We start from the raw sequence: 24,097 nt of genomic DNA, 5'->3' as shown, positions 1-24,097 counted from the left end.
GGAACCGCGAGGAGCACCGATGACCGCTGCCCGACTGACCGTCGACCCCCGTTTTGCGATCGGCCCCGTGCGCCGGCGCCTGTTCGGCGGGTTCGTCGAGCACCTCGGCCGCCACGTCTACGACGGCCTCTACGAGCCCGGTCATCCCGAGGCCGACGGGCGCGGGTTCCGCCGCGATGTCATCGCGCTCGTCCGCGAGCTGGGTGTCTCGACGATCCGGTACCCCGGCGGCAACTTCGTCTCGGGATTCCGCTGGGAAGACAGCGTCGGGCCGCGAGCCGCGCGCCCGCGCCGCCTCGACCTCGCCTGGCACTCGACCGAGACGAACGAGGTGGGCCTGCACGAGTTCTCGGACTGGCTCGACGCCGTCGGCAGCGACCTCATGCTCGCGGTCAACCTCGGCACGCGGGGCACTCTCGAGGCGATCGACCTGCTCGAGTACGCCAACGTCCCCGGCGGCTCGACCCTGTCGCAGCGCCGCATCGACAACGGCCGAGCCGCGCCGTTCGACGTGCGCGTGTGGTGCCTCGGCAACGAGATGGACGGCCCGTGGCAGCTCGGTCACCGCTCCGCCGACGACTACGGAAAGCTCGCCTCCCGCACGGCGGAGGGCATGCGCCAGCTCGACCCCTCGATCGAACTCGTCGTGTGCGGTTCGTCGGGTGCGCAGATGCCCACCTTCGGCGACTGGGAGCGCGTCGTGCTCGAGCACACCTACGACGACGTCGACATGATCTCGTGTCATGCCTACTACCAGGAGCACGACGGCGACGCGGCATCCTTCCTCGCCTCCGCCGTCGACATGGAACGCTTCATCGAGGCGGTCGTCGCCACGGCCGACCACGTCGGAGCGGCTCGCGGCAGCGCGAAGCGCATCGACATCTCGTTCGACGAATGGAACGTCTGGTACATCGACCGCGTCGACGCCGTGAAGCCCACCGCCATCGACGACTGGCCGGTCGCCCCGCGCCTGCTCGAAGACGTGTACTCGGTCCTGGATGCCGTGGTCTTCGGCGGTCTGCTCATCTCGCTGCTGAAGCACGCCGATCGGGTGGCGTCGGCCTCCCTCGCTCAACTCGTGAACGTCATCGCCCCGATCATGACCGAGCCCGGCGGGCCCGCTTGGCGCCAGACGACCTTCTTCCCCTTCGCGATCACGTCGCGCCTCGCGCGGGGGCATGCGGTGCGACTGCCCCTCGAGGCCCCGACGCTCGACACCGCTCGGTACGGGACGGTGCCCGCGGTGGATGCCGTGGCCACCGTCGACGACGCGGCCGGAACCGCCGCGGTCTTCGTCGTCCACAGGGGGCTCGAACACCCCGTCGCCGTCGACATCGACGTCAGCGCGCTCGGCGAGGTGGAGGTCGTCGAGACCCACCTCCTCCACGAGGACGACCCCGGTGCCGCGAACACCCTCGACGAGCCCGAGCGGGTGCGGCCGCGGGCAGTCGAGACGCGCCTGGTGAACGGCATCCTGTCGGTGTCCCTCCCGCCCGTCGCGTGGATCGCGCTGTCGCTGCGGCGCACGGGCTGAGGGACGCGGGTCTCGTGGGACGACCCTCTTCGCGTGCGCATTCCGCGCAAGGTGCGACGCCCGGGCTTTCTCGCGGGACCACCGGCGGCAGGGCGGACCGCCGTGCCGTGCCGCTCGCCTCCACGCGCACACGCGTGCGAGAATGACACCGGCGTGCTCGGACCGACCTTTCCCCGCACGGCGCCACATGCAGTTGATGGGTGCCGCGCGGGTTCGAAGGGCCACCGAGCCCCAGGACAGCGTCCGCCGCACCTTTCCTCCGAGGAGCAGAGATGTCCGCTACCCCCGTCGCCACCACCGCCGAGGCCACGCCCGACGAGCGCGTGCAGCAGCACCGCCGGTACCTCATGTGCCGCCCCGAGCACTTCACGGTCAGCTACAGCATCAACCCGTGGATGGAGCCCTCGCGCCCCACCGACACGAATCTCGCGGTGACGCAGTGGCAGTCGCTCTACGACACCTACACGGAGCTCGGCCACGAGATCGAGCTCATCGACCCGCTCGAGGGCCTGCCCGACATGGTCTACACGGCCAACGGCGGTTTCGTGATCGACGGGGTCGCGTACGGCCCCAAGTTCCGCTTCCGCGAGCGCGCCGCCGAGGCGCCCGCGTTCATCGACTGGTTCGCCGCGAACGGCTTCGAGGTCGCCGAGCCGGTCGAGGTCAACGAGGGCGAGGGCGACTTCCTGCTCGTGGGCGAGACGATCCTCGCCGGCACGGGCTTCCGCTCGACCGGCGACAGCCACCGCGAGGTGGGCGAGGTCTTCTCGCGAGAGGTCGTGTCGCTGACGCTGACCGACCCGCGGTTCTACCACCTCGACACCGCGATCGCGGTGCTCGATCCCGTCGAGGGCCCTGGCGGCGTCGAGAAGGCCAACATCGCGTACCTGCCCACCGCGTTCGACGAGCGCAGCCAGGCGATCCTGCGCGAGCGGTACCCGGATGCCATCCGCGTGTCCGACAGCGACGGCGCGGTGTTCGGCCTGAACTCGGCGAGCGACGGCAAGAACGTCATCATCTCGCCGCGCGCGGTGGGCTTCGAGGCGCAGCTGCGCGAGCGCGGGTACACCCCCGTGAAGGTCGACCTGTCCGAGCTGCTGCTCGGCGGCGGCGGCATCAAGTGCTGCACGCTGGAGCTGCGCGGCGGTTCGCGATGAGCACCACCGTCGACGACCTCGGCGCCCGCCTGATCGCCGAAGAGGGCGCACACCTCGCCCACAACTACCACCCGCTGCCCGTCGTCGTCTCGCGCGCCGAGGGCGTGTGGGTCACCGACGTCGAGGGCAAGCGCTACCTCGACCTGCTGTCGGCCTACTCGGCGTTGAACTTCGGGCACGGTCACCCCGCGATCCTCGCGGCCGCCCGAGAGCAGCTCGATCGCCTGACCCTCACCAGTCGCGCGTACCACAACGACCGCCTCGGTCCCTTTGCGACCGCGCTCGCGCAGCTCTGCGGCAAAGACCTCGTACTACCGATGAACACGGGCGCCGAGGCCGTCGAGACCGGCATCAAGGTCGCGCGTGCCTGGGGGTACCGCACCAAGGGCATCGCCCCCGACGCCGCGACGATCATCGTCGCGAACGGCAACTTCCACGGCCGCACCACCACGATCGTCGGCTTCAGCGACGACCCCACGGCGCACGACGACTTCGGTCCGTATGCGCCGGGCTTCGTGCACGTGCCCTACGGCGACGCGGATGCCATCGCTGCGGCGATCGACGAGAACACCGCCGCCGTGCTGCTCGAGCCCATCCAGGGCGAGGCCGGGGTCGTCCTCCCGCCCGAGGGGTTCCTGCAGCGGGTCCGCGAGATCTGCACCGCGAACGATGTGCTCTTCATCGCCGATGAGATCCAGTCGGGTCTGGGACGCGTGGGCGAGACGTTCGCGTGCGATCGCGAGGGCGTCGTGCCCGACGTCTATCTGCTCGGCAAGGCGCTCGGCGGCGGCATCCTGCCCCTGTCGGCCGTCGTCGCGAACGAGGACGTGCTCGGCGTCATCCGCGCGGGGGAGCACGGCTCGACCTTCGGCGGCAACCCGCTCGCCGCGGCCGTGGGCCTGCGGGTCGTCGAGATGCTGGCATCCGGAGAATTCCAGACGCGCGCGAAGGCGCTGGGGGCGCACCTCGAGGCGTCGCTGCAGTCGCTGATCGGCCACGGCGTCACGACCGTGCGTATCGCGGGGCTCTGGGCCGGCGTCGACATCGACCCCGCCTACGGCACCGGTCGTGAGATCGCCGAGAAGCTGCTCGCCCGCGGCGTGCTCGTGAAAGACACGCACGGCCAGACGATCCGCATCGCGCCGCCGCTGACGATCCGCGCGACCGAGCTGGACTGGGCCGTCGAGCAGGTACGGCACGTGCTGTCGGCCTGAGCGCCGAACGGCCCCGCGCCGCGCCCGCGCCGAGGCGTGCGTGTCCCCCCTCGTGCGGATCCCGTGCGGATCTTCTGCACGAGGGGGGACACGGGCCGACGCGCCGCGGACAGGCGTCGCTCCTCCGAGCGGGCTCAGGCCACCGACACCGTACGCTGATCCCAGCCGGTCGCGCCGTCGGGTGCCGGGGCGGCCGTGTCGGCGGTCTGCGTCTCGCCCGTGGCCGAGACGGCCCGGCAGCGCAGGGTGTGCGATCCGCTCGTGGCGTTCCACGGCAGGCTCCACTGCACCCAGGTGTCGGCCGAGATCGCGCTGGCGAGCGTCGCTGCCTGCCACGGACCGTCGTCGATCTGCACCTCGACCCCCGAGACGCCCACGTGCGTCTGCCAGGCGACTCCGGCGATGACGGTGTCGCCCGCGCCGACCCGCGCGCCCGACCGGGGCACGTCGATGCGCGACTGCAGCTTCACGGGTCCGCGCTCCGACCAGCCGCGCGAGGTCCAGTACCCCTCGGCGCGGTCGTAGCGGGTGACCTCGAGCTCGCTGACCCACTTCGTCGCCGACACGTAGCCGTAGAGCCCCGGCACGACCATCCGCACGGGGAAGCCGTGCTCGATCGGCAGGGGTTCGCCGTTCATGCCGATGGCCAGCAGGGCGTTGCGGTCGTCGGTGAGGGCTTCGAGGGGGGTGGATGCCGTGAATCCGTCGACCGAGTGCGAGAGCACCATGTCGGCCTCGGTCGTCGGCTTCGCGCGCTCGAGGATGTCGCGAAGGGGCACCCCCAGCCAGCGGGCGGTGCCGATGAGCGATCCGCCCACCTCGTTCGACACGCACACGAGGGTTGCGACGGTCTCCTTCTGGGGGAGGGCGACCAGATCGTCCCACCGCAGCACCACCTCTTGCTCGACCATGCCGTGCACCCGCAGTGTCCAGGTCGCGGGGTCCACCTGCGGCACGACGAGAGCGGTGTCGATGCGGTAGAAGTCCGACGCGGGGGTGATGATCGGCCCGAGCCCGTCGATCCCGAGGTCGGCTCCGGCCGGAACGGGCGTGGTCGTCGCGGGGGACGGCAGTCGCAGGGCGGAGCGCACCGCGCTGACGGCGCGCGCGCCCCCGCTCACCGCGACGGATCCGACGGCGGCGAGGGCGCCGGCCATGACGGCCACCCCCGAGAGGGCGAGGACGCTGCGGCGCGAGACGCCGTCGTCGGTCGGGGCCTTCGTCGACCGTCGACGGAGTCGGGCGACCAACAGCCCGGCCACGAGAGCGGCGGCTGCTCCCGCAACCAGGGAGGGGAGGGGCGATAGGGTCCCGGCATCCGCCCGCGTCATCGAGACGATCGCGCCGATCACCCCGAGCGCGACGAGCACGACCCGCCCCCACGGGGCTTTCCGTCGCTCGAGGAATCCGGCGACGCCGGCGACGATCAGCAGCAGCACCGCGATTCCTACGAGCAGGGCCGCCTTGTCGCCCGTACCGAACAGGTCGATGGCCAGGTCTTTCGCCCAGGCCGGGGCGAGGTCGATCATGCCACCGCCGATGACGGCGAACGGGCTCGCGGTGGGCGAGACGATCGCCGCGGCGAGCTCGCCGAGGCCGGCGCCGAACACGGTGGCGGCGATCGAGGCGACGATCGCCGCGAGATCGCGGCGGCGGGAAGATGCGGGGGTCACGAAGGGAGCCTAGGGAGCCCCGGGCACCCCGGCGCCGGACGCGCGGTATTCACAGCCAACCGGCATCCGCCGCTCTGCTCTGCCCGAGACGGGCGGCGGTGTCAAGGTCCTCGCCGAAACCCGCCGCGGTCCCCACGCTGTCGCGGTGAGACACCGCGGAGCTTTGCCATCCCCCCTCCTCCTCTCCGACGACGCCCCCGACCTCGACGACGTCCGTGAGGCCCTTCGCAGGGCGGATGCCGTCGAGGGGCTCGGCAGCGACGTCGCTGCCACGCTCGCGTGGGCGACGAGCGTGACCCCTCCGCGCTCCCTCGCCGCGACCTGGGAACTCCTCGCGTCCGTGGCCAGGCGAGACGTCGCCGCCGCTCGCGTGCTCGAGCCGCACCTCGACGCGCTCGCGATCCTCGGCGAAGCCGCCCGCGAGGGGATCGACGTCGCTCTCGAGCCCGGCGGGTCGTGGGGCGTCTTCGCGGCGGAGGGATCCGGCATGCGACTCGAGGCTCGACAGGATGCCGGAACCTGGACGCTGCGCGGAACCAAGCCCTGGTGCTCGCTCGCGGCCCACCTCGACCGTGCCCTCGTGACCGCGTGGGTCGACGACGAACGGCGACAGCTCTTCGTGCTCGACCTGCGCGCCCCGGGTGTCACCTCGCGGACCGGCCCCTGGTACGCCCGCGGACTCGACCGGGTCGTCAGCGCCCCGATCGACGTCGACGGGGCGGTCGCCGTCCCCGTAGGCGAGCCCGGCTGGTACCTGCGTCGATCGGGCTTCGCGCACGGCGGGGTCGGAGTCGCGGCCTGCTGGTGGGGTGGGGCCCTGCCGCTGCGTGATGCGTTGAGCGAGGCCGCCGCGTCCGACCGCGCCGATCAGCTCTCGCGCGTGCATCTCGGGCGTGCCGACACCGCCCTCTGGGCCGCGCGCGCCGTGCTGCGCGAGACGGCGACGGTCTTCGGTGCCGGGGGCTCGGCATCCGCGGGCCTGCGTGCCGCCCGCGCGCGCACCGTGGTCGCCGACGCCGTCGAGACGACCCTCGCCGAGGCCGCGCACGCGCTCGGACCGCTGCCGCTCGTCGCCGACGAGGCGTACGCGCGTCGCGTCGCCGACCTGCAGGTCTACCTGCGTCAGCATCACGGCGAGCGCGACGTCGCGAGAATCGGCGTCGACGTCGCGACGGGGGCGGGCGCGTGGTGAGCTTCGACCACCGCGATCCCGGGACCGACGAGAGCGTCTGGACGGACGCACTCCGCCGTGACCTGCCCCCGCTCGATCTCGACGTCGACCATCTGATCGTGGTCGCCGCGCACCCCGACGACGAGAGCCTCGGGGCTGCGGGTCTGCTCGCGACCGCGGTCGCGCGCGGCATCCCGATCGATCTTCTCGTCGTGACCGACGGCGAGGGCTCTCACCCCGGTTCGCCCACCCACGGGCCCGCGACTCTCGCGCTCCTGCGCCGCCGCGAGCTTCACGATGCGGCGCGCATCGTGGGCCTGATCGGCGATCCGATCTTCCTCGGCCTGCCGGATGGCGGGACGGAGGAGTACCGGGATGCCATCACCGCGGCGCTGCGCGAAACGCTCGACGCCGCGGCCGGTCGGCGCGTGCTGGTGCTGTCGCCCTGGCGGGGAGACGGGCACCGCGACCACCGGGTCGTCGGCGAGATCGTGGAGCAGGTCTGCGCCGCCCGCGGGGTGCGCTCGCGCGCCTTCCCGATCTGGCTCTGGCACTGGGGCGGCCCCGACGACGTGCCGTGGGACCGCGTCGAGCGTCTCGCCCTCGAGCCCCGCTCGCGAGAGGTCAAGACCCGCGCCCTCGACGCGCACCGCAGCCAGCTCGAGCCGCTGTCGGGCGCCCCGGGGGATGAGGCGACGATCCACGCCGGCATGCGCGCGCACGCCGAGCGCGACGCCGAGCTCTTCATCGCCCCGGAGCCGCCCGCGACCCCGGCGGGCAGCGTCGGAAAGCAGTACTTCGACGACATGTACGCCCGCCACGACGATCCCTGGGGCTTCGACTCGCGCTGGTACGAAGAGCGCAAACGTTCCGTGCTCCTGGCCGCCCTCCCGTGGCGCCACTACCGCTCGACCCTTGAGGCGGGGTGCTCGACGGGGGCGCTGACGGTGTATCTGGCCGACCGGAGCGACCGGGTGCTCGCCGTCGACCTCGCGCCCGCGGCCCTCGAGCGCGCGCGGACACGCCTCGCGGGTCGCGAGAACGTCGAGCTCCGCCTCGCGACGCTCCCCGACGCATGGCCCGAGGGGGAGTTCGACCTCGTCGTGCTGTCGGAGGTGGCCTACTACTGGGCCGGCGTCGATCTCGACCGCGGGCTCACCGCGGCCACCGCCTCGCTCAGCGCCGACGGTCGCCTCGTCGCCTGTCACTGGCGGCACCCGGTGGCCGAATACCCCCGCAGCGGCGACGAGGTGCACGCCGCGCTCGCCGCACGTCCCGATCTCGTGCGTCTCGTGCGGCACGAGGAGGAGGACTTCGTGCTCGAGGTGTACGCGCACCCGGGCGCGCGTTCGGTGGCGGCCGAGTCCGGACTCGTCCCGTGAGGGCGGTGGCCGTGGTGATCCCGGCGCACGACGAGGAAGCGCTGATCGGGCGCTGCCTGGCATCGGTCGACCGGGCCGTCTCTCGCGCGAAGAAGCGCACGCCCGACCTGGCCGTCGCGGTCGTCGTCGTGCTCGATGCGTGCACCGACACCACCGCCGCGCAGGTGCGGCGCTGGCCGGTCGAGACGGTCGAGATCGGCGCTCGCCGCGTGGGCACCGCGCGGCGGGTCGGTGTCGCGCACGCGCTCGGGACGCTCTCGGCGAGCCCGGTCGACACGTGGATCGCGATGACGGATGCCGACACCGTCGTGCCCCCGAACTGGGTCACCCACCAGCTCGATCTCGCCGACACCGGGGTCGACCTCGTGCTCGGAACCGTGCGCCCCGACTTCGCCGACCTCAGCGCCCGCCACGCCGCGTACTGGCGCGCCACGCACCATCGGGGCGCACCGCCCGGGAACGTCCACGGCGCCAACCTCGGCGTGCGCGCGAGCACGTACGGCCGGGCGGGCGGCATCCCGGATCTCGTCGAACACGAGGACGTGGCCCTCGTCCGGGCGGCCCGGGCCCTCGGCGCCCGGGAGCGGGCGAGCGATGCGCACGAGGTCGAGACCTCCGGCCGATTCACGGGGCGCACGCCCGCCGGCTACGCCGCGTTCCTCGCGCGGGTGCACTCCTGGGTCGATGCTCCACCCCTGGCGGCCCCCGGCGCCTGACGCATCGCGCGGGGGCTCGTCAACCACCTCGCCGGTTGCGCGCTCGCGGCGCAGACTGATCGTCCCCCCCGGAACGAGAGGCACCACCATGAAGGCACTGACCTGGCAGGGCACGCGCAACGTGAGCGTCGAAGAGGTCCCCGACCCGCAGATCCTCGAGCCGACCGACGCGATCGTCAAGATCACCTCGACCGCGATCTGCGGCTCCGACCTGCACCTCTACGAGCTCTTCGGCCCGTTCATCGACAAGGGCGACGTGCTCGGTCACGAGCCGATGGGCGTCGTCGTCGAGGTGGGCTCGGCCGTGACGAATCTCGCCGTCGGCGACCGCATCGTCGTGCCCTTCAACATCTCGTGCGGCCACTGCTTCCTGTGCCGCCGCGGCCTGCAGTCGCAGTGCGAGACGACGCAGGTGCGCGAGTACGGCAGCGGCGCGGCGCTCTTCGGCTACACGAAGCTCTACGGTCAGGTACCGGGCGGTCAGGCCGAGTACTTGCGCGTCCCGCTGGCCGATTACAACCACATCCGCGTCGGAGACGACCTGCCCGACGATCGCTACCTCTTCCTCAGCGACATCGTGCCCACGGCGTGGCAGGGCGTGCAGTACGCGAACGTCCCCGAGGGCGGCACGCTCGCGGTGATGGGCCTCGGCCCGGTGGGGCAGTTCGCCGCCCGTATCGGCGTGCACCTGGGCTACCGCGTGCTCGCGGTCGAGCCCGAGCCCGAGCGGCGCGCCATGGCCGAGCGGCACGGCATCCTGACCTACGACCTGACCGACACGGTGGTCGACGAACTGGTCGACCTCACCGAGGGGCGTGGGGCCGACGGTGTGGTGGATGCCGTCGGCATGGAGGCCCACGGCAACGGGGGCGTCGAGCTGGCACAGAAGGCCGTGGGCCTTCTCCCCGACGCGCTCGCGCAGAAGCTCATGGACAAGGCCGGGCTCGACCGCTTGGCCGCGGTGTACGCCTCGATCGACCTCGTCCGCCGCGGCGGCACGGTGTCGTTGAGCGGGGTGTACGCCGGAGAGGCCGACGTGCTGCCGATGAAGACGATGTTCGACAAGCAGATCGCCCTCCGGATGGGCCAGTGCAACGTCAAGCGCTGGGTCGACGACCTGCTGCCGCTGGTCGAGGACCCCGCCGACCCGCTCGGTGTGATGGACCTCGTCACGCACCACGCCCCGCTCGATGACGCCCCGGGCCTGTACGAGACGTTCCAGAAGAAGCAGGACGGCTGCATCAAGGTGGTGCTGCGCCCCGGCACCTGAGCCGTTCGGCGGAGCCGCGCGTGCACGCCGTGCCCGGCGGCGCAAGAGCGCGGGTGGGAAACGTGTCCGCAACACGGCGCTGAGTAGAGTCGTCGCATGGGTGACCTGTTCGACGGTTACGGCTCCACGCTGGCGCCGCGCAAGACCGCTTCCGGCATCCCGGCGTTCGACGAGATGTTCGGCGTTCCGGCGAGTCCCGGAGAAGCCGCCCCGTCTCGTGCGGCGTACCGGGAGCTGTACCAGACGCTCGCGCAGATGACGCAGGAAGAGCTGCGCGGACGCACCGAGTCGCTCGCCAGTTCGTATCTCGCGCAGGGTGTCACGTTCGACTTCGCGGGCGAGGAACGACCGTTCCCCCTGGATGCCGTGCCCCGGGTCATCGCCTACGACGAGTGGTCGCGCATCGAGGCCGGCGTGAAGCAGCGCGTCAAGGCCCTCGAGGCGTTCCTCGACGACGCGTACGGCAATCAGCACTGCGTCCGCGACGGCATCCTGCCCGCGGGTCTCATCTCGTCGTCGCAGTACTTCTACCGTCAGGCGGCAGGCATCCGCAGCGCCAACGGCGTGCGGATCCAGGTGTCGGGCATCGACCTCATCCGCGACGAGCACGGCGAGATGCGCGTGCTCGAAGACAACGTGCGCGTGCCCTCCGGCGTCTCGTACGTGATCTCGAACCGCCGCGTCATGGCGCAGACGCTTCCCGAGCTGTTCGTGTCGATGCGGGTGCGCCCCGTCGGCGACTATCCGAACAAGCTGCTCGCCGCCCTCCGCGCGTCGGCCCCGCCCGGGATCGACGACCCGAACATCGTCGTGCTCACGCCGGGCGTCTACAACTCGGCGTACTTCGAGCACACGCTGCTCGCGCGCCTCATGGGCGTCGAGCTCGTCGAGGGCCGCGACCTGCTGTGCATCGGCGGCAAGGTGTTCATGCGCACCACTCGCGGCCCGCAGCGCGTCGACGTCATCTATCGCCGCGTCGACGACGATTTCCTCGACCCGCTGCAGTTCCGCGCCGACTCGATGCTGGGCGCGCCCGGCCTCATGCTCGCCGCGCGCCTGGGCAACGTCACGATCGCCAATGCCGTGGGCAACGGCGTCGCCGACGACAAGCTGCTCTACACGTATGTGCCGGATCTCATCCGGTACTACCTCGCCGAAGAGCCCATTCTCAAGAACGTCGACACCTGGCGTCTCGAAGACCCGGGCGCCCTCGAAGAGGTGCTCGACCGTCTGCCCGAACTCGTGGTCAAGCCGGTCGACGGCTCGGGTGGCAAGGGGCTGGTCGTGGGGCCCGACGCCTCGCCCGCCGAGCTCGACGCCCTGCGCAAGCGCTTGCTCGCCGACCCGCGCGGATGGATCGCGCAGCCCGTCGTGATGCTCTCGACCATCCCGACCCTCGTCGAAGACGGAATGCGTCCGCGTCACGCCGACCTGCGCCCCTTCGCGGTCAACGACGGAGACGACATCTGGGTGCTCCCCGGTGGCCTGACCCGCGTCGCGCTGCCCGAGGGGCAGCTCGTGGTGAACTCCAGTCAGGGCGGCGGTTCGAAGGACACCTGGATCGTCGGCGGCTCGGCGCCCTCCCACGTCGAGTACGGTCAGGGCAACGGCGTCTCGGGTCTCGTCGCCGACCAGGCCGCGGTGACCGAGGCGATCCCGATCATCTACGACGGCCAACCCGCTCCCGCGACCTCGCCCCGCGACCCCCGTCCGGGTAACGGCCCCTCCGGCAAAGAGCAGCAGGAGCAGCAGCAGCAGGATGCCGCGGTGCAGCACGGTCCGCAGGCCGAGCAGCAGCAGCAGTCGCAGGAGGTGCCGGGGTGCTGAGTCGTATCGCCGAATCGCTGTTCTGGATCGGGCGCTACATCGAGCGCAGCGACGGAACCGCTCGCATCCTCGACGTGCACCTGCAGCTGCTGCTCGAAGATCCATGGATCGACGAAGACACCGCGTGCCGATCGCTCCTGAGCGTCATGGGTTCGGCGTGGCCCGAGAACGTCGACTCCGTGCGACGAGACGATGTCCTCGCCCGTCTCGCGGTCGATCGCATGAACCCCTCGAGCATCGCCTACTCGCTCACCGCGGCGCGCGAGAACGCCCGGCGTGCGCGCGAGATCGTCTCGACCGAGCTGTGGGAGATCCTCAACACCACGAACGCCCGGATGCCGCGACGGCTGCAGACCGAGAAGGTGCACGAGTTCTTCCAGTGGGTGCGCGAGCGCGCGGCCCTGGCGATCGGCATCGTCGACTCCTCGACGAACCGCGACGAGGCCTGGCAGTTCTTCACCCTCGGGCGCAGCATCGAGCGCACCGATATGACCGCGCGTCTGCTGGCGACGCGCTCGCTCACCGAGGTGTCGGGCCCGTCGTGGACGACGATCCTCCGCTCGTGCGGCGCGTACGAGGCGTACCTGCGCACGTACCGGGGGATGCCGAGCGCGCGCAATGCCGCCGAGTTCCTCCTGCTCGACCGTCTCTTCCCGCGCTCGATCATCTACTCGATCCAGCGCGCCGAGGACTGCATGAGCGCGATCGATCCGCGCGCCGACCGCGTCGGCCACTCCAACACCGTTCTCCGGGCCCTCGGACAGATCCGCAACGATCTCGAGTACCGCCCGGTCAGCGACATCCTGGCGGAGCTGCCCGAGCACATGCAGCGCGTGCAGACGGTGACCCGCGAAGCGTCGGAGGCGATCCGGTCGCGCTTCTTCCCGACGCAGGCCGAGCCGAGCTGGATCGGGGAGATCTCATGAAACGCCTTCGCATCGAACACCAGACCGGGTTCGTCTACCCGGGCGACGTCGTCGCGTCGTACAACGAGGCCCGCATGCTCCCGCACTCGACCGACAGCCAATTCGTGCTGAGCTCGTCGCTCGACATCGAGCCGTCGACCTCGGTCAACCAGTACGTCGACTACTTCGGCACACGGGTGGCGGCGTTCGATGTGCTGTCGCCGCACGGGGCGCTCACGATCACCGCGCGCTCCCTCGTCGAGGTGCGTCCGCGCCCCATCGAACACGCCGACATCACATGGGAGCAACTGGCCGCCGAGGCCTCCCGCTCGATCACGACCGTCGAGCAGTTGACGCAGACCCGTCGCACGACCCCGCACCCCGAGGTGGCGGAGCTCGCCCGCTCGATCGCGGCGCAGCACGACCGGCCGGGCCCCGCGGCGCACGCGATCGCCGAGGCCATCGGCGACGCCATCGACTACATGCAGGGCGTCACCGGCGTGCACTCCACGGCGGTCGACGCGTGGGAGGCGCGAAAAGGCGTCTGCCAGGACATCGCGCACATCGCGATCGGGGCCCTGCGCGAGGTCGGCATCCCGGCCCGCTACGTGTCGGGCTACCTGCACCCGAAGCCCTCCGCCGAGGTCGGCGAAGCGGTGACGGGGGAGTCGCACGCGTGGGTCGAGTGGTTCGCCGGCGACTGGCAGGGTTTCGACCCCACCAACAACATCGAGATCGGCGACCGGCACGTGCTGGTGGGCCGTGGACGCGACTACAACGACGTGCCCCCGCTGCGCGGTGTGTACGCCGGCCCCGGCAAGAGCAACCTGAAGGTCAAGGTCACGATCACGCGCGAGACCTGAGCGCCGAGGCGACGCCGCGGGCTCGGACGCGGGCCGTCATGCGGAGTCCGTGCTCGACACTCCGCCCGGGCGCCGGCATCCTGAACCGGTGTGTCGAACACGACGTCCGCGTGACGGCACGGCACGACGGAACGGATTGCCGCAGGTGATCGCGAATGCCGGCGCGTCTCGCAACGGCTGGGCGTCACAGCACAGGGTGAGCAGGCCGGCGGTCTCGCCGCGGTCGGCGTAGCGCGCCCACTCCTCGCGGGGCGGTGTGCGGTCGAGGGCGTTGAGGCGGTGCTCGCACACGGGCCCTGGTCGGGGGGCTCTCTCGCGCGTAGTGTGGTCTGACCACACCGTACGAGAGGGTCTCCCATGGTCCAGCGACAGCTCCCCAAGGTCAACGAGCTCCTCGAGCTCATGCAGTTCAAGAAGCCCGAACTCGACGCGCGCAAGCGCCGCCTGGACGCGGCGCTGACCATCGCCGACCTCCGGACCATCGCCAAGAGGCGCACCCCCAAGGCCGCCTTCGATTACACCGACGGTGCCGCCGAGGGCGAGCTCTCGCTCGACCGCGCCCGCCGCGCGTTCGAAGACGTTGAGTTCCACCCCGACATCCTGCGGCCCGCCGCCGACGTCGACACCTCGTGCGAGATCCTCGGCGCCCCCTCCGCGCTGCCCTTCGGCATCGCGCCCACCGGTTTCACGCGTCTCATGCAGACCGAGGGTGAGACGGCGGGCGCGTCTGCGGCGGCCGCCGCCGGCATCCCGTTCACCCTCTCGACCCTCGGCACCACCTCGATCGAAGACGTCAAGGCCGCGAACCCGGTCGGTCGCAACTGGTTCCAGCTGTACGTGATGCGCCAGCGCGAGATCTCGTACGGGCTCGTCGAACGCGCCGCCCGGGCGGGCTTCGACACCCTCATGTTCACCGTCGACACCCCCATCGCCGGGGCGCGCCTGCGCGACAAGCGCAACGGCTTCTCCATTCCGCCGCAGCTGACCGTCGGAACCATCGTCAACGCGATCCCGCGCCCCTGGTGGTGGATCGACTTCCTCACCACCCCGAAGCTCGAATTCGCGTCGCTGAGCACGACGGGCGGAACCGTCGGCGAGCTGCTGAACGCCGCGATGGACCCCACCATCGGCTACGACGACCTCGACATCATCCGCGGGATGTGGCCCGGCAAGATCGTCGTTAAGGGCGTGCAGAACGTCCAGGACGCCGCGCGTCTGGTCGATCTCGGCGTCGACGGCATCGTGCTGTCGAACCACGGCGGCCGTCAGCTCGACCGTGCGCCCATCCCCTTCCACCTGCTGCCGAAGGTCGTGCGCGAGGTCGGCAAGGATGCGACGGTCATGGTCGACACCGGCATCATGAACGGCGCCGACATCGTGGCATCCGTCGCTCTGGGGGCGACCTTCACCCTGATCGGACGGGCGTACCTCTACGGCCTCATGGCCGGCGGGCGTCAGGGGGTCGACCGGACGATCGCGATCCTGCGCAGCGAGATCGAGCGCACGATGACCCTGCTCGGTGTCTCCTCCCTCGCCGAGCTGGAGCCGCGGCACGTGACGCAGCTGACGCGCCTCGTGCCGGTGGGGGGACAGGGGCAGGACGCCCGCGTCTGATCACCGGCAGAAGGGCCGCCCGAAACCGAACAGGACGCCGCCGACGGGCACGCTCTCGCTCGACTCGGCCGACCAGTGCGCGCCGATGTTCGTCCGCACCGTCACCGTGTCGGTGCGGAAGAGGGAGTACGAGCCGTCGTTGGGCACGCGAACGGCTCGGAACCACGGTGGGATGTCATCGACCACGACCCGCCCGTCGACCAGCAGGTCGAAGCTGCGGGGCTCCCACCCGTCGTACGCCCACGTCACCACGGCTCCGCCGTCGTTGTCACAGCCGAGCGACCAGGGGCCGGTCGCGCGCCCGGCCGTGACGGTTCCGGATGCCGCGGCCTCGCCGCTGAACGACGCAGAGGCCGGGGTGCTCACGGCCGCCCCGGTCAGGGCGACGGCGACCGCGAGGCCGAGGGCGCGGCCGAGCCGGCGGGTTCTCGACGAGCGGGCGCGAAGAGCGCGACGCGTGAGCGGTTGCGCGTGCGCGGCGGCGTCTCGCGGCGGACTCGGCTCGTCGGGGTCGTCGTCGGCGCCCCGGCGCAGCGCGACAGCGAGACACAGAGCGAACCCCGCGACACTCACCGCGAGCGGGACGACCTCTCCGGTGCGCAGCCACACGATCGGCAGCCCGATCCCGGGCACCCGCAGCACCCCGATGCCGAGGACGGCATCGGGGTGCAGCGGAGTCGAGTCGGCGTCGGGGTTTGCGTCGCCCTTCGTGACGAGGCCACCGTCGGGGTCGAGCTCGGCGATGCGGTGCAGGCGCAGGCGGTCGGTCCAGTCCGGGTCGATCGCCAGCACGACACGTCCCGGAAGGAGCGCCTCCCGCGGGGCGGGCCGCGACACGACGACATCACCCACCTCGATGGCCGGCGTCATGGACGCCGTCATCACAGTGGTCGGCAGCCACCCCAGGGCCACGGGAGCCGCCGCCCAGAACGCCAACGCCAGCACCAGCGCCACGACCGCCCGCGCCGCCGCCACCCCCGCGACGAGGAGGATGCGACGGGAGCGCACGGACTCAGCTGTTCTGCGCTTCCCAGACGAACGCGGTCGAGGCGGTGCCGCCCTGGACCGCGTTCGGCGCGTCGTCGGCGAGACTCCACGTGATGCGGAAGGTGCGCGTCTCGCTTCCGCCCCCGCCCGGGCTCCACGTGGCTGCTCCCGACCGGTACGAGGTGTGTGCCCCGGTGAAGCCCGAGAGGCGGCCGTCGAAGACGGTGCTCTGCGAGGTGAAGTCGTTGCAGGTGCCGTAACCGCCGCCGGTTCCCTGCTCGACGCGCAGGATCAGGTGGTCGGCCAGGCCCGCGGATCCCGAGGCATCCGCGGCGTAGAGGCGTACCTGCGAGGCCAGGGTTCCGGTCGAGGTGACGGCAATGCAGGTCGTCGCCCCGTCGCCCGGCTTGGCGTTGCCGGCCGTGAACAAGGCGCGGCCGGCGGCGTCGTCGTCGAGCTGGACGGTCCCCGCCCGCCAGCCGTTGCGTTCATTGGAGGCGGTATCGGAGAAGGCGGCGTACGAACTCGTCGACACCAGCAGCCCCGCCGCGACGACAGCCGCGGGAAGGGCGATCGCGGTGGCGATGCGAGAGGAACGGCGTGTGAACTTCGGCATGATGGATCTCCCCACGAGATCGATGTGCGTATTGGACACCCGCACAATAGGGGAGCTGCTGGGCCTCGGACGGGTGCGCCCGTTGGCTTGACAACGCCTGCGTCGTCGTGGCAGAAGTGCGACTGAATGGACTCACCCGGTTCGCGCGCCGACGCTCGCCCGTGGGACGCCGCTGGGGCGAAGCTGTGTCAGCCGCCGTGGCGCGGGCGGGGTGTCGCGCGCGGCGACCGCTCGCCCGGGGGCAGCGGGATCGGCGTCGTGCCGGCGACCTCGTCGCTGAAGTCCTCGGGTTCGGGCGCGATGGTCGTGATCGGGCGCGTCTCGTCGAGCGTGAGGCGGAAGCGCTTGGTCTCGTGGCGGTGCAGGCGGCCCGACATCGCCGTCCAGGTCGCTCCGATCCCGCACGCGATGACGGCCACGATCGCGGCCAGGCCGATCGCCACGCGGGGGCCGAACTCCGCCGCCACGGCGCCGACGATCGGTGCCCCCACGGGCGTGCCGCCGAGGAGGATCGCCATGTACAGCGCCAGCACGCGGCCGCGCAGCACGGGGTCGGTCGTGGTCTGCACGTAGCCGTTCGCGGTCGTCAGCGTCGTGACGACGCAGAAGCCGGTCAGTACGAGCGTGGCCGCATAGGCCCCGTAGCTGGGAGCGAAGACCGAGAGGGCGGATGCCACGGCGAAGCCGCCCGAGCCGAGGACGACCACGCGCATGCGGGCGCGCTCGCGGCGCGCGGCCAGGAGTGCTCCGGCGAGGGAGCCGATGGCGACGAAGGAGCTCAGCAGGCCGAACCCGTCGGCACCGCGGCCGAACTCGAGCGCCATCGTGGACGCGAAGATCGGGAAGTTCATGCCGAACGCCCCGAGCAGGAACACCATGACGAAGATGACCACGAGATCGGGACGACGGGCCACGTAGCGGAAGCCGTCGGCCAGACGTGCGGGGCCTCCGCGGCGGTGGCGGGCGACGAGCTCGTGCGGGCGCATGAGGAACAGGGCGCCGAGCATCGCCAGGAAGGTGAAGGCGTTCACGAGGAAGACCCAGCCCGTGCCGACGAGCACGATCATGACGCCGGCGGCGGCCGGGCCGATCAGGCGCGCCATGTTGAACGAGGCGGCGTTGAGGGCGACGGCGTTCGACGCGTTCTCTTGAGAGACGAGGTCGGAGACGAAGGCCTGGCGCGCCGGGTTGTCGAAGGCCGTGACGACTCCGAGCGCGAGCGCGAACCCGAACATCAACGGCAGGGTCATCGCTCCGCTCAGCAGCAGGATGCCCAGGGACACGGCCAGCAGCAGCAGGGCGCTCTGGGTGCACATGATGAGCCTGCGACGGTCGAACCGGTCGGCGACCCACCCGGTGACGCTGACCAGGAGCAGCGGGGGAGCGAACTGCAGGGCCATGGTGACGCCCATGGCGGCGGCGTCGTTGTTCGTGAGCTGCGTCAGCACCACCCAGTTCTGGGCCGTGGACTGCATCCAGGCGCCGACGTTCGAGACGAGGGCTCCGATGAACCAGACGCGGTAGTTGAAGATCGACAGCGACCGGAACATCGACGTGCTCATCTGTCAGCCACCTTCCTCATGATCGTGGTGGCGCGGGCCAGCACTTGTCGTTCTTCGGGGGAGAGCTCGGCGAGAGCCTCCTCGACGAAGGCGTCCCGGCGTCGGACCGTCTCGTCGACGATCCGGCGTCCGAGATCGGTGAGGTCGATGGTGACGCGGCGTCGATCGACCTCGTCGGGAATGCGCGTCAGGTACCCCACCTCCTCGAGCTGCGACACCGTGCGATTCATCGACGGAGCCGTGACGCGCTCGCGGTCGGCCAGCTGGCCGAGCGTGTGCGCTCCGTGCACCGTCAATGCGGCGAGGACGGCGAACTGCCCGTCGCTCATGGTGTCGATTGCTCGCTGCGCCCGGAGGCGTCGCGCGAGGCGGAACGTCGCCATGCGCAGCTCGGATGCTGCGGCGCTGTGGTCGGAATTCTGGTCGGGAAGGGGGGATTCGTCGACGCGATCGTTCATATTCCTTTTCTTAGGGTATCTCATTAGCCTTGCTAAGGGTATGGGGCTGCCGGGAAACGGCGTCGCGCTCGTGGTGCGCATCGGAACGGATCGCTGTCGGCCCTCCCGTCACCCGCGATCCCCCCTTTCGTCGCGCAATTTCACCCTCACATTCACCCATCAGGTGAATTTCGTTATCGTGAACGGCTGGCGGCCGAAAGTCCTCCCGTGCCGGTTCGGAGGGGGGTGACGCTCGACACCGCGGGTGGCTGCCGCGAATCGGTGGCAGGGGGAAGCGCATGTCGGTATCGGAAACGAGCGACCGGGCGCTCATCGCTCGGATCCGCCGGGGAGACGACGAAGCCGTCGCTCTGCTGTGGCGTCGGCACCACAAGCCCGTCACGAAGCTGGCAGCGGTGGTGTCGTCTCCATCGATGGCGGACGACCTCACGTCGGAGGCGTTCGAGCGCACCATGCTCGCGCTGCGTCGGGGCTCCGGGCCCGAAGAGCTCATGCGGCCCTATCTGTACACGGTCGTGCGCAACCTCGCATCGCGGGAGCATCGTCGCGGACAACGCTTCGCCGATGCCGTGGAGCTCGACTCCATCGACGAAGCGACGATCGAGAACGACCCCGCGGCGATGTTCGCGACCCGCCTCGGTGAGTCGCTGCTCGGGCGGGCGTTTCGCGCCTTGCCGGAGCGCTGGCAGACAGTGCTCTGGTACGTCGACGTCGAGCGCCTCCCGCCGCGCCGGGTCGCTCCTCTGCTCGGGCTCTCGCCGCACGCGACGTCGGCGCTGGCCTACCGGGCGCGGCGCTCGTTGCGCGCGGCCTGGATGCAAGCCCACCTCGAACTCGAGGGACGCCCCGACGACTGCCGCCGCGCACTCGCCGTCTTCGGTGCCGTCGAAGAGGGAACCGCCTCGGCCCGGGACCGTCGGTCGTTCGAGGATCATGTGTCCACGTGCCCCTGGTGCCCGCCGCTCGTCGAGGAGGTGCGCTCGGTCGCGCGCGTGCTGCCGGCTCTGCTTCTCCTCATCGGGGGACTGTCCGCCACGGCTGCGGTCGGGTGGGGCGCGCGTCCTGTGCCCGAAGCGAAGACAGTTCCCGGGGAGCGGAGAACGACCCCGGGCCGGTCGCTCGTCGTTGCCGCGTCGATCGTCGCCCTGGTCGGGGCGGGTGCGGGTGCGGGGGTTGCCGTGACGGCGTCCTTCGGCTCGTCGGCGAGCTCCGTCGTCGACGACGGCGTGACCACGGAGGGGGCGAACCCCACGGACGTTCCACCGGTCATCCTCGACGACGCATCGATCCCGGAGAACGTCGTCGGGCCGGCCACCGACCCGGAGGACACCGTCGTGATCGCCGAGCCCGATCAGCCTCTCCCCGTTCCGTCGCCGGCGGCACCGGAACCATCGGCCCCCGTCGCGCCGCTCGCTCCGCAGCAAGACGGACAATCGACCGTGGAGTCCTCGTCAGAGGAAGCTTCCCCCTCGGACGCATCCGAGACGGAGGCCGCCCTCGCGCCCGAGGCTCCGACGCTGAATGACGAGTGGGATCCCGCGGCGACCGTCGCGCCGCTCATCGAGGGGCGTGCAGCACCGGGGGCGCGCGTGCGCATCTGGCCCGAGGGCCGCCCTGAGGCCGCTGTCGAGACGGAGGTGCCGGCATCCGGAGCATGGTCGATGCGGATCGAGGATCTGCGCCCCACGGATGCCGCAGTGGCGGCCGTCGCGATCGATCCGCAGGGGAGGCGTTCGCCGACTGTGTCGTCTGCGCCCTTCGCGTTCGTTCCTCTCGTCGAGGCGCCCACGGAGGGGACAGCGTCGGGGGTCGATCCCGTCGCCCTCCGCGTTCGCGGGTGGGCCTCGAGCAGGCTCGTGGTCCGTCTCGATGGTCGGGAACTGGCGCGCGGCCTGGAGATTCCGGCATCCGGAGTTCTCGATCGACGGATCGGGCGGTCGACGGCGTCGGGGCTCACCGGTCTCGCCCCGGGGATTCACGAGCTCGAGGTCGCCTACCAGCGGCTCGACGCAAGCGCCGCGGGTACGACGCGGGTGACGTTCACGGTCTCGCCCGTCGGCTGAGCGACACCGTCAGGCGCGTAGGGTGCGCGACCCCGTCTGCAGGCACCGTGCGATGACGGGGTGCTGTCGCGGAGCGATGACGCGGTGACGGGCCGTCTCGAAAATCTTCGGTCGTATCGCGTGATGAAACACGTCGGACCGTCTCTCTCAGGGGAAGCCGTACCGTTCGAGACGGTGCGGGAGTTGAGACCAGTCCTGCATTGGAGTCATCGTGACCTCATTCCCCTTGCCCGTGAGACCGCGCACCTGGGCGCGCGTGTCGTTGGCCGCATTGGCCGCTCTCGGCATCGTCGGTGCCTCGTTCACCTTGCCGGCCCCCGCGTCGGGAGCCGCGGTCGAGCGAGCCACCACGGCATCGATCGACTCTCTGGACTTCACCAGTGAGACAGTGGCGTCGGGATCGTCGGCCGAGATCCGCGGTACCTGGTCGTTGCCCGACCACCCGACCGTTCCCGCGGGGTTCACGCTGGCCCTGCCCCCGGAGCTCGCCGGCCGGTCGGACGGATTCCCGCTGCTCGATCCTCAGGGGGCGGTCATGGGGCGATGCGTCGTCGACGCGTCGGCCCTGGAGTGCACGTTCGCCGCGGACTACCTGACGGCGCACCCCGAGAACCTGCACGGCACGTTCTTCTTCTGGGTGACGGTGCGCAACGAGCCCGGCGGGGGAGGGCTCGTCACCTACGATGTCGGCGGCCATACCCTCACCATCGATGTGCAGCCGTCGCCCGATCCGGGTACGGGCACCGGCCCCGGGGTGTGCACCGAGAACTGCGCCTTCCCCGGGCGCGGCGCGGGGAAGTGGGGTATGTACGACGCCGCCGCCGGCACCATCGTCTGGGTCGTACAGATCGGTTCGGGTCGTGACGGGTTGTCGGGGGGAGAGGTCGTCACCGTGACCGACGTGCTCGCCGAGAACCAAGAACTCCTCGCCGAGTTGAACGGCGTGCGCTACGCCGAGCTCTGGTCGTCTCCTCGCCTGGTCACCGGTGCCGACGGTCGGGAATCACCCGGCGCCTGGGCACCCGTCGACCGTTCGACGTACGCCGCGACCGATCGCACCGTGACGTTCACGGCGCAGGCCGGGCATTACTACGACGTGCGCTTCGCCGCTCGGGTCACCGATCAGGGAGTCGCGGGACGCTACGAGAACCGCGCCGAGATCAGCATCGCGGGCGCGAGCGACACCGCCGTGACCGGTCAGGTCGTGCGCCACGGGGGCGGGGGGACGGGCGGAGGGCAGGCACCTGCGCCGAGTGCATCGCCCACGCCGGTGCCGAGCGCGACGCCGGTGTCGAGCGCGACGCCGGTGTCGAGCGCGACGCCCACGCCGATCCCTGCACCCACGCCGATCGCCACGCCGACCCCGTCGGTGGTTGCGGCGCCCGCTCCCCTCGGCCTCTCGGCCCACACCGGAGGCACCGTGAGCACGGAGTCGCGGCTGATGGGTCTGCTGGTGTTCGCCGGCCTGACCGCGCTGTTGGCCGCGATCGGTCTCGCCGTCCTGCTCACGTTCCGGTCGCGGGCACGCCGGTGAAGCCGCGTCGCCGAGGTCATCGGTGGGCAGTCGTCGGCATCCTCGCGTGCGCGGGCGTCGTCGCCGTCGTCGCCGGGAGCCTCGTCGGCTCCGGGACCGATGCGTCGGCGACGCCGCGCGATCTCGAGGGAGCCGCGGTCGCGTTCGAGCCGGGGGCGAGCCCACCCCCGGCATCGCGGTCGCGGGCCGTCGATGACGAGGGGATGCGGCTGCGCGCGGCTTCGCACGGACTCGACGTCGCCCTCGGGTCGCTGGACTCGGTCGACGGCGAGGTCACTCCGCCGGGATTCACCTCGGCGTACGTCGTGCGCGATCGAAGCGTGGCGTTGGATGACGCGTCGACCGGCACCGTGGTGGTGGCCATGCACGCACTGTCGGGCGGATCCGCCCCGGGGAACGCGTTCATCGACCCGACCACCGGCACGACGATGGTCGGGGCCGGCGACCTCATCGACGTCGCGACCACGAGGTACACGGTGACGCAGGTGCGCCGTGTCCCGAAACCCGATCTGGCCTTCGACGAAGACCTGTGGATCCCTGCGGCTGGGCGGCTCATCGTGATCACGTGCGTCCCGCGCGAGGGGACCGCGGCGCGGGACAACCTCGTGGTCATCGCGCAGGCGACGCCGACGCCCTAGCGTCACCGGAGCGGCACCGCCCTAGACTCCCCCCATGCCCGAGTTCGTCGACGCCCATGGCATCCCGATCGTCTACGACGTGCACGAAGCGACCGGGCCGCGGGCGGTGGTGCAGCTGTTGCATGGTGTGGGGGAGCACGCGGGGCGGTACGGCGCTCTGATCGAGGCGCTCGTCGACGCGGGCTACACGGTCTATGCCGACGATCACCGCGGTCACGGGCGCACGGGGCTGCGGCAATGGAGCGGTGACCGCCGCAAGCTCGGACGGCTCGGGCCCGGCGGACTCGGAGCCGCCCGCGACGCGGTGTGGACCCTCACGCAGCGCATCCGCGCGGAGCACCCCGACCTGCCTCTCGTGCTGCTCGGACACTCGTGGGGTTCGTTCCTCGCGCAGATGCTGCTGGATCGGCATCCCGAGGCCTTCGATGCCGGGGTGATGACCGGCTCGGCCCTGCGGGTCCCCGGTTCGCTCAACGCGGGGGATCTGAACGCCCCGTGGAAGCACCTGCGCGGCTCGGGCATGGAGTGGCTGTCGAGCGACGAGCAGGTGGGTCTCGATTTCGTCGCCGATCCGCTCACGACCTCCACGCCGCTCGCGCGGCTGTTCGGGCCCATCGAGACGGTGAAGCTTCTCGGTCGACCGCGACGCGACCTCGAGCGCGATGTGCCCCTGTTGCTCATGGTCGGTCGCGACGACACCGTCGGTGGGCCGCGCAGCGTGCACAAGCTCGCGGACGCCTACACGCGTCGTTCCGGGTTGACGGACGTCACGACGCTCGTGTACCCGGGTGCCCGGCACGAGATCTTCGCCGAGACGTGCCAGGCCGAGGTGCGGGCCGACCTGCTGGCCTGGCTCGATGAACGGATGCCATCGCGCCGCTGACCCGGATGGCGCACGCCGCTCTTCGTCGCG

General features: G+C 71.2%; 20 protein-coding genes. 15 read left to right on the top strand and 5 right to left on the bottom strand.

What is annotated here, in order from left to right; all coding sequences use genetic code 11:
* The first annotated feature begins 19 nt into the window (after window positions 1–19).
* The 3 genes from arfA to rocD all read left to right on the top strand — a co-directional run bounded on the left by arfA (window position 20) and on the right by rocD (window position 3,905).
* On the top strand, window positions 20–1,534 hold the full coding sequence (arfA, locus tag NE358_RS15000; protein ID WP_289939761.1) for an arabinosylfuranosidase ArfA: 1,515 nt from the start codon (window positions 20–22) through the stop codon (window positions 1,532–1,534).
* 272 nt (window positions 1,535–1,806) lie between these two features.
* On the top strand, window positions 1,807–2,691 hold the full coding sequence (gene ddaH / locus NE358_RS14995; RefSeq protein ID WP_141378126.1) for a dimethylargininase: 885 nt from the start codon (window positions 1,807–1,809) through the stop codon (window positions 2,689–2,691).
* Window positions 2,688–3,905: an ornithine--oxo-acid transaminase gene (rocD, locus tag NE358_RS14990; protein ID WP_116239436.1), complete on the top strand. Its 1,218-nt coding sequence runs from the start codon at window positions 2,688–2,690 to the stop codon at window positions 3,903–3,905. Before ddaH ends, rocD begins: the two co-directional genes overlap by 4 nt.
* A gap of 134 nt (window positions 3,906–4,039) precedes the next feature.
* On the opposite strand, the gene NE358_RS14985 is transcribed toward rocD, so the two are convergent.
* On the bottom strand, window positions 4,040–5,578 hold the full coding sequence (locus NE358_RS14985) for a molybdopterin-dependent oxidoreductase (RefSeq protein ID WP_289939756.1): 1,539 nt from the start codon (window positions 5,576–5,578) through the stop codon (window positions 4,040–4,042).
* Between the two features lie 163 nt (window positions 5,579–5,741).
* Between NE358_RS14985 and NE358_RS14980 the strand changes: the two genes are divergently transcribed.
* From NE358_RS14980 to NE358_RS14945, 8 genes are all read left to right on the top strand, one after another.
* On the top strand, window positions 5,742–6,770 hold the full coding sequence (locus NE358_RS14980) for an acyl-CoA dehydrogenase family protein (protein WP_289939754.1): 1,029 nt from the start codon (window positions 5,742–5,744) through the stop codon (window positions 6,768–6,770).
* Window positions 6,764–8,131 carry a bifunctional PIG-L family deacetylase/class I SAM-dependent methyltransferase gene (locus tag NE358_RS14975; RefSeq protein WP_289939752.1) on the top strand — a complete coding sequence of 456 codons (1,368 nt, stop codon included), beginning with the start codon at window positions 6,764–6,766 and terminating at the stop codon, window positions 8,129–8,131. Before NE358_RS14980 ends, NE358_RS14975 begins: the two co-directional genes overlap by 7 nt.
* 5 nt (window positions 8,132–8,136) lie before the next feature.
* Window positions 8,137–8,847, top strand: coding sequence for a glycosyltransferase family 2 protein (locus NE358_RS14970; protein ID WP_258027917.1), 711 nt, complete (start codon window positions 8,137–8,139; stop codon window positions 8,845–8,847).
* An 88-nt stretch (window positions 8,848–8,935) separates the two neighbouring features.
* Entirely contained in the window at window positions 8,936–10,117 is a 1,182-nt protein-coding gene (locus tag NE358_RS14965; RefSeq protein WP_289939747.1) for a zinc-dependent alcohol dehydrogenase, read from the top strand.
* A gap of 96 nt (window positions 10,118–10,213) precedes the next feature.
* Window positions 10,214–11,944 carry a circularly permuted type 2 ATP-grasp protein gene (locus NE358_RS14960; protein WP_289939745.1) on the top strand — a complete coding sequence of 577 codons (1,731 nt, stop codon included), beginning with the start codon at window positions 10,214–10,216 and terminating at the stop codon, window positions 11,942–11,944.
* Window positions 11,938–12,870 carry an alpha-E domain-containing protein gene (locus NE358_RS14955; protein ID WP_103208289.1) on the top strand — a complete coding sequence of 311 codons (933 nt, stop codon included), beginning with the start codon at window positions 11,938–11,940 and terminating at the stop codon, window positions 12,868–12,870. Before NE358_RS14960 ends, NE358_RS14955 begins: the two co-directional genes overlap by 7 nt.
* Complete coding sequence (locus NE358_RS14950) at window positions 12,867–13,712, top strand: transglutaminase family protein (RefSeq protein ID WP_103208291.1); 846 nt, start codon at window positions 12,867–12,869, stop codon at window positions 13,710–13,712. Before NE358_RS14955 ends, NE358_RS14950 begins: the two co-directional genes overlap by 4 nt.
* A gap of 357 nt (window positions 13,713–14,069) precedes the next feature.
* Window positions 14,070–15,326 carry an alpha-hydroxy acid oxidase gene (locus NE358_RS14945; protein WP_103208293.1) on the top strand — a complete coding sequence of 419 codons (1,257 nt, stop codon included), beginning with the start codon at window positions 14,070–14,072 and terminating at the stop codon, window positions 15,324–15,326.
* Here the strand turns inward: NE358_RS14945 and NE358_RS14940 are convergent, their stop codons facing one another.
* The 4 genes from NE358_RS14940 to NE358_RS14925 form a co-directional block, all read right to left on the bottom strand.
* Window positions 15,327–16,334 (bottom strand): S24/S26 family peptidase, encoded by a 1,008-nt coding sequence (locus tag NE358_RS14940; protein WP_141378119.1) that lies wholly within the window; start codon window positions 16,332–16,334, stop codon window positions 15,327–15,329.
* Window positions 16,335–16,338: 4 nt separating this feature from the next.
* Window positions 16,339–16,929, bottom strand: a complete 591-nt coding sequence (locus tag NE358_RS14935) for a SipW-dependent-type signal peptide-containing protein (RefSeq protein WP_289939743.1) — start codon at window positions 16,927–16,929, stop codon at window positions 16,339–16,341.
* 188 nt (window positions 16,930–17,117) lie between these two features.
* Window positions 17,118–18,491, bottom strand: a complete 1,374-nt coding sequence (locus NE358_RS14930; RefSeq protein WP_103208300.1) for an MFS transporter — start codon at window positions 18,489–18,491, stop codon at window positions 17,118–17,120.
* Window positions 18,488–18,949, bottom strand: coding sequence for a MarR family winged helix-turn-helix transcriptional regulator (locus tag NE358_RS14925; protein WP_246078316.1), 462 nt, complete (start codon window positions 18,947–18,949; stop codon window positions 18,488–18,490). Before NE358_RS14925 ends, NE358_RS14930 begins: the two co-directional genes overlap by 4 nt.
* A gap of 278 nt (window positions 18,950–19,227) precedes the next feature.
* Here NE358_RS14925 and NE358_RS14920 point away from each other — a divergent pair, with 278 nt between their 5' ends.
* The 4 genes from NE358_RS14920 to NE358_RS14905 all read left to right on the top strand — a co-directional run bounded on the left by NE358_RS14920 (window position 19,228) and on the right by NE358_RS14905 (window position 24,067).
* Window positions 19,228–21,012 (top strand): sigma-70 family RNA polymerase sigma factor, encoded by a 1,785-nt coding sequence (locus NE358_RS14920; protein ID WP_289939742.1) that lies wholly within the window; start codon window positions 19,228–19,230, stop codon window positions 21,010–21,012.
* A gap of 211 nt (window positions 21,013–21,223) precedes the next feature.
* Window positions 21,224–22,546, top strand: a complete 1,323-nt coding sequence (locus tag NE358_RS14915; protein ID WP_289939741.1) for a hypothetical protein — start codon at window positions 21,224–21,226, stop codon at window positions 22,544–22,546.
* A complete protein-coding gene (locus NE358_RS14910) occupies window positions 22,543–23,184 on the top strand; it encodes a sortase family protein (RefSeq protein ID WP_103208311.1) in 642 nt (213 codons plus the stop codon). The genes NE358_RS14915 and NE358_RS14910 overlap by 4 nt, the downstream gene beginning before the upstream one ends.
* A gap of 34 nt (window positions 23,185–23,218) precedes the next feature.
* The gene (locus NE358_RS14905) at window positions 23,219–24,067 is read left to right on the top strand and encodes an alpha/beta fold hydrolase (RefSeq protein ID WP_289939740.1); all 849 of its coding nucleotides are present in this window, start codon (window positions 23,219–23,221) and stop codon (window positions 24,065–24,067) included.
* The last annotated feature ends 30 nt before the right edge of the window (window positions 24,068–24,097 follow it).

The organism is Sphingomonas sp. G5 (assembly GCF_052660795.1).
Note: the sequence above shows the minus strand (reverse complement) of the source record. Positions and strands in the feature narration are given on the sequence as shown.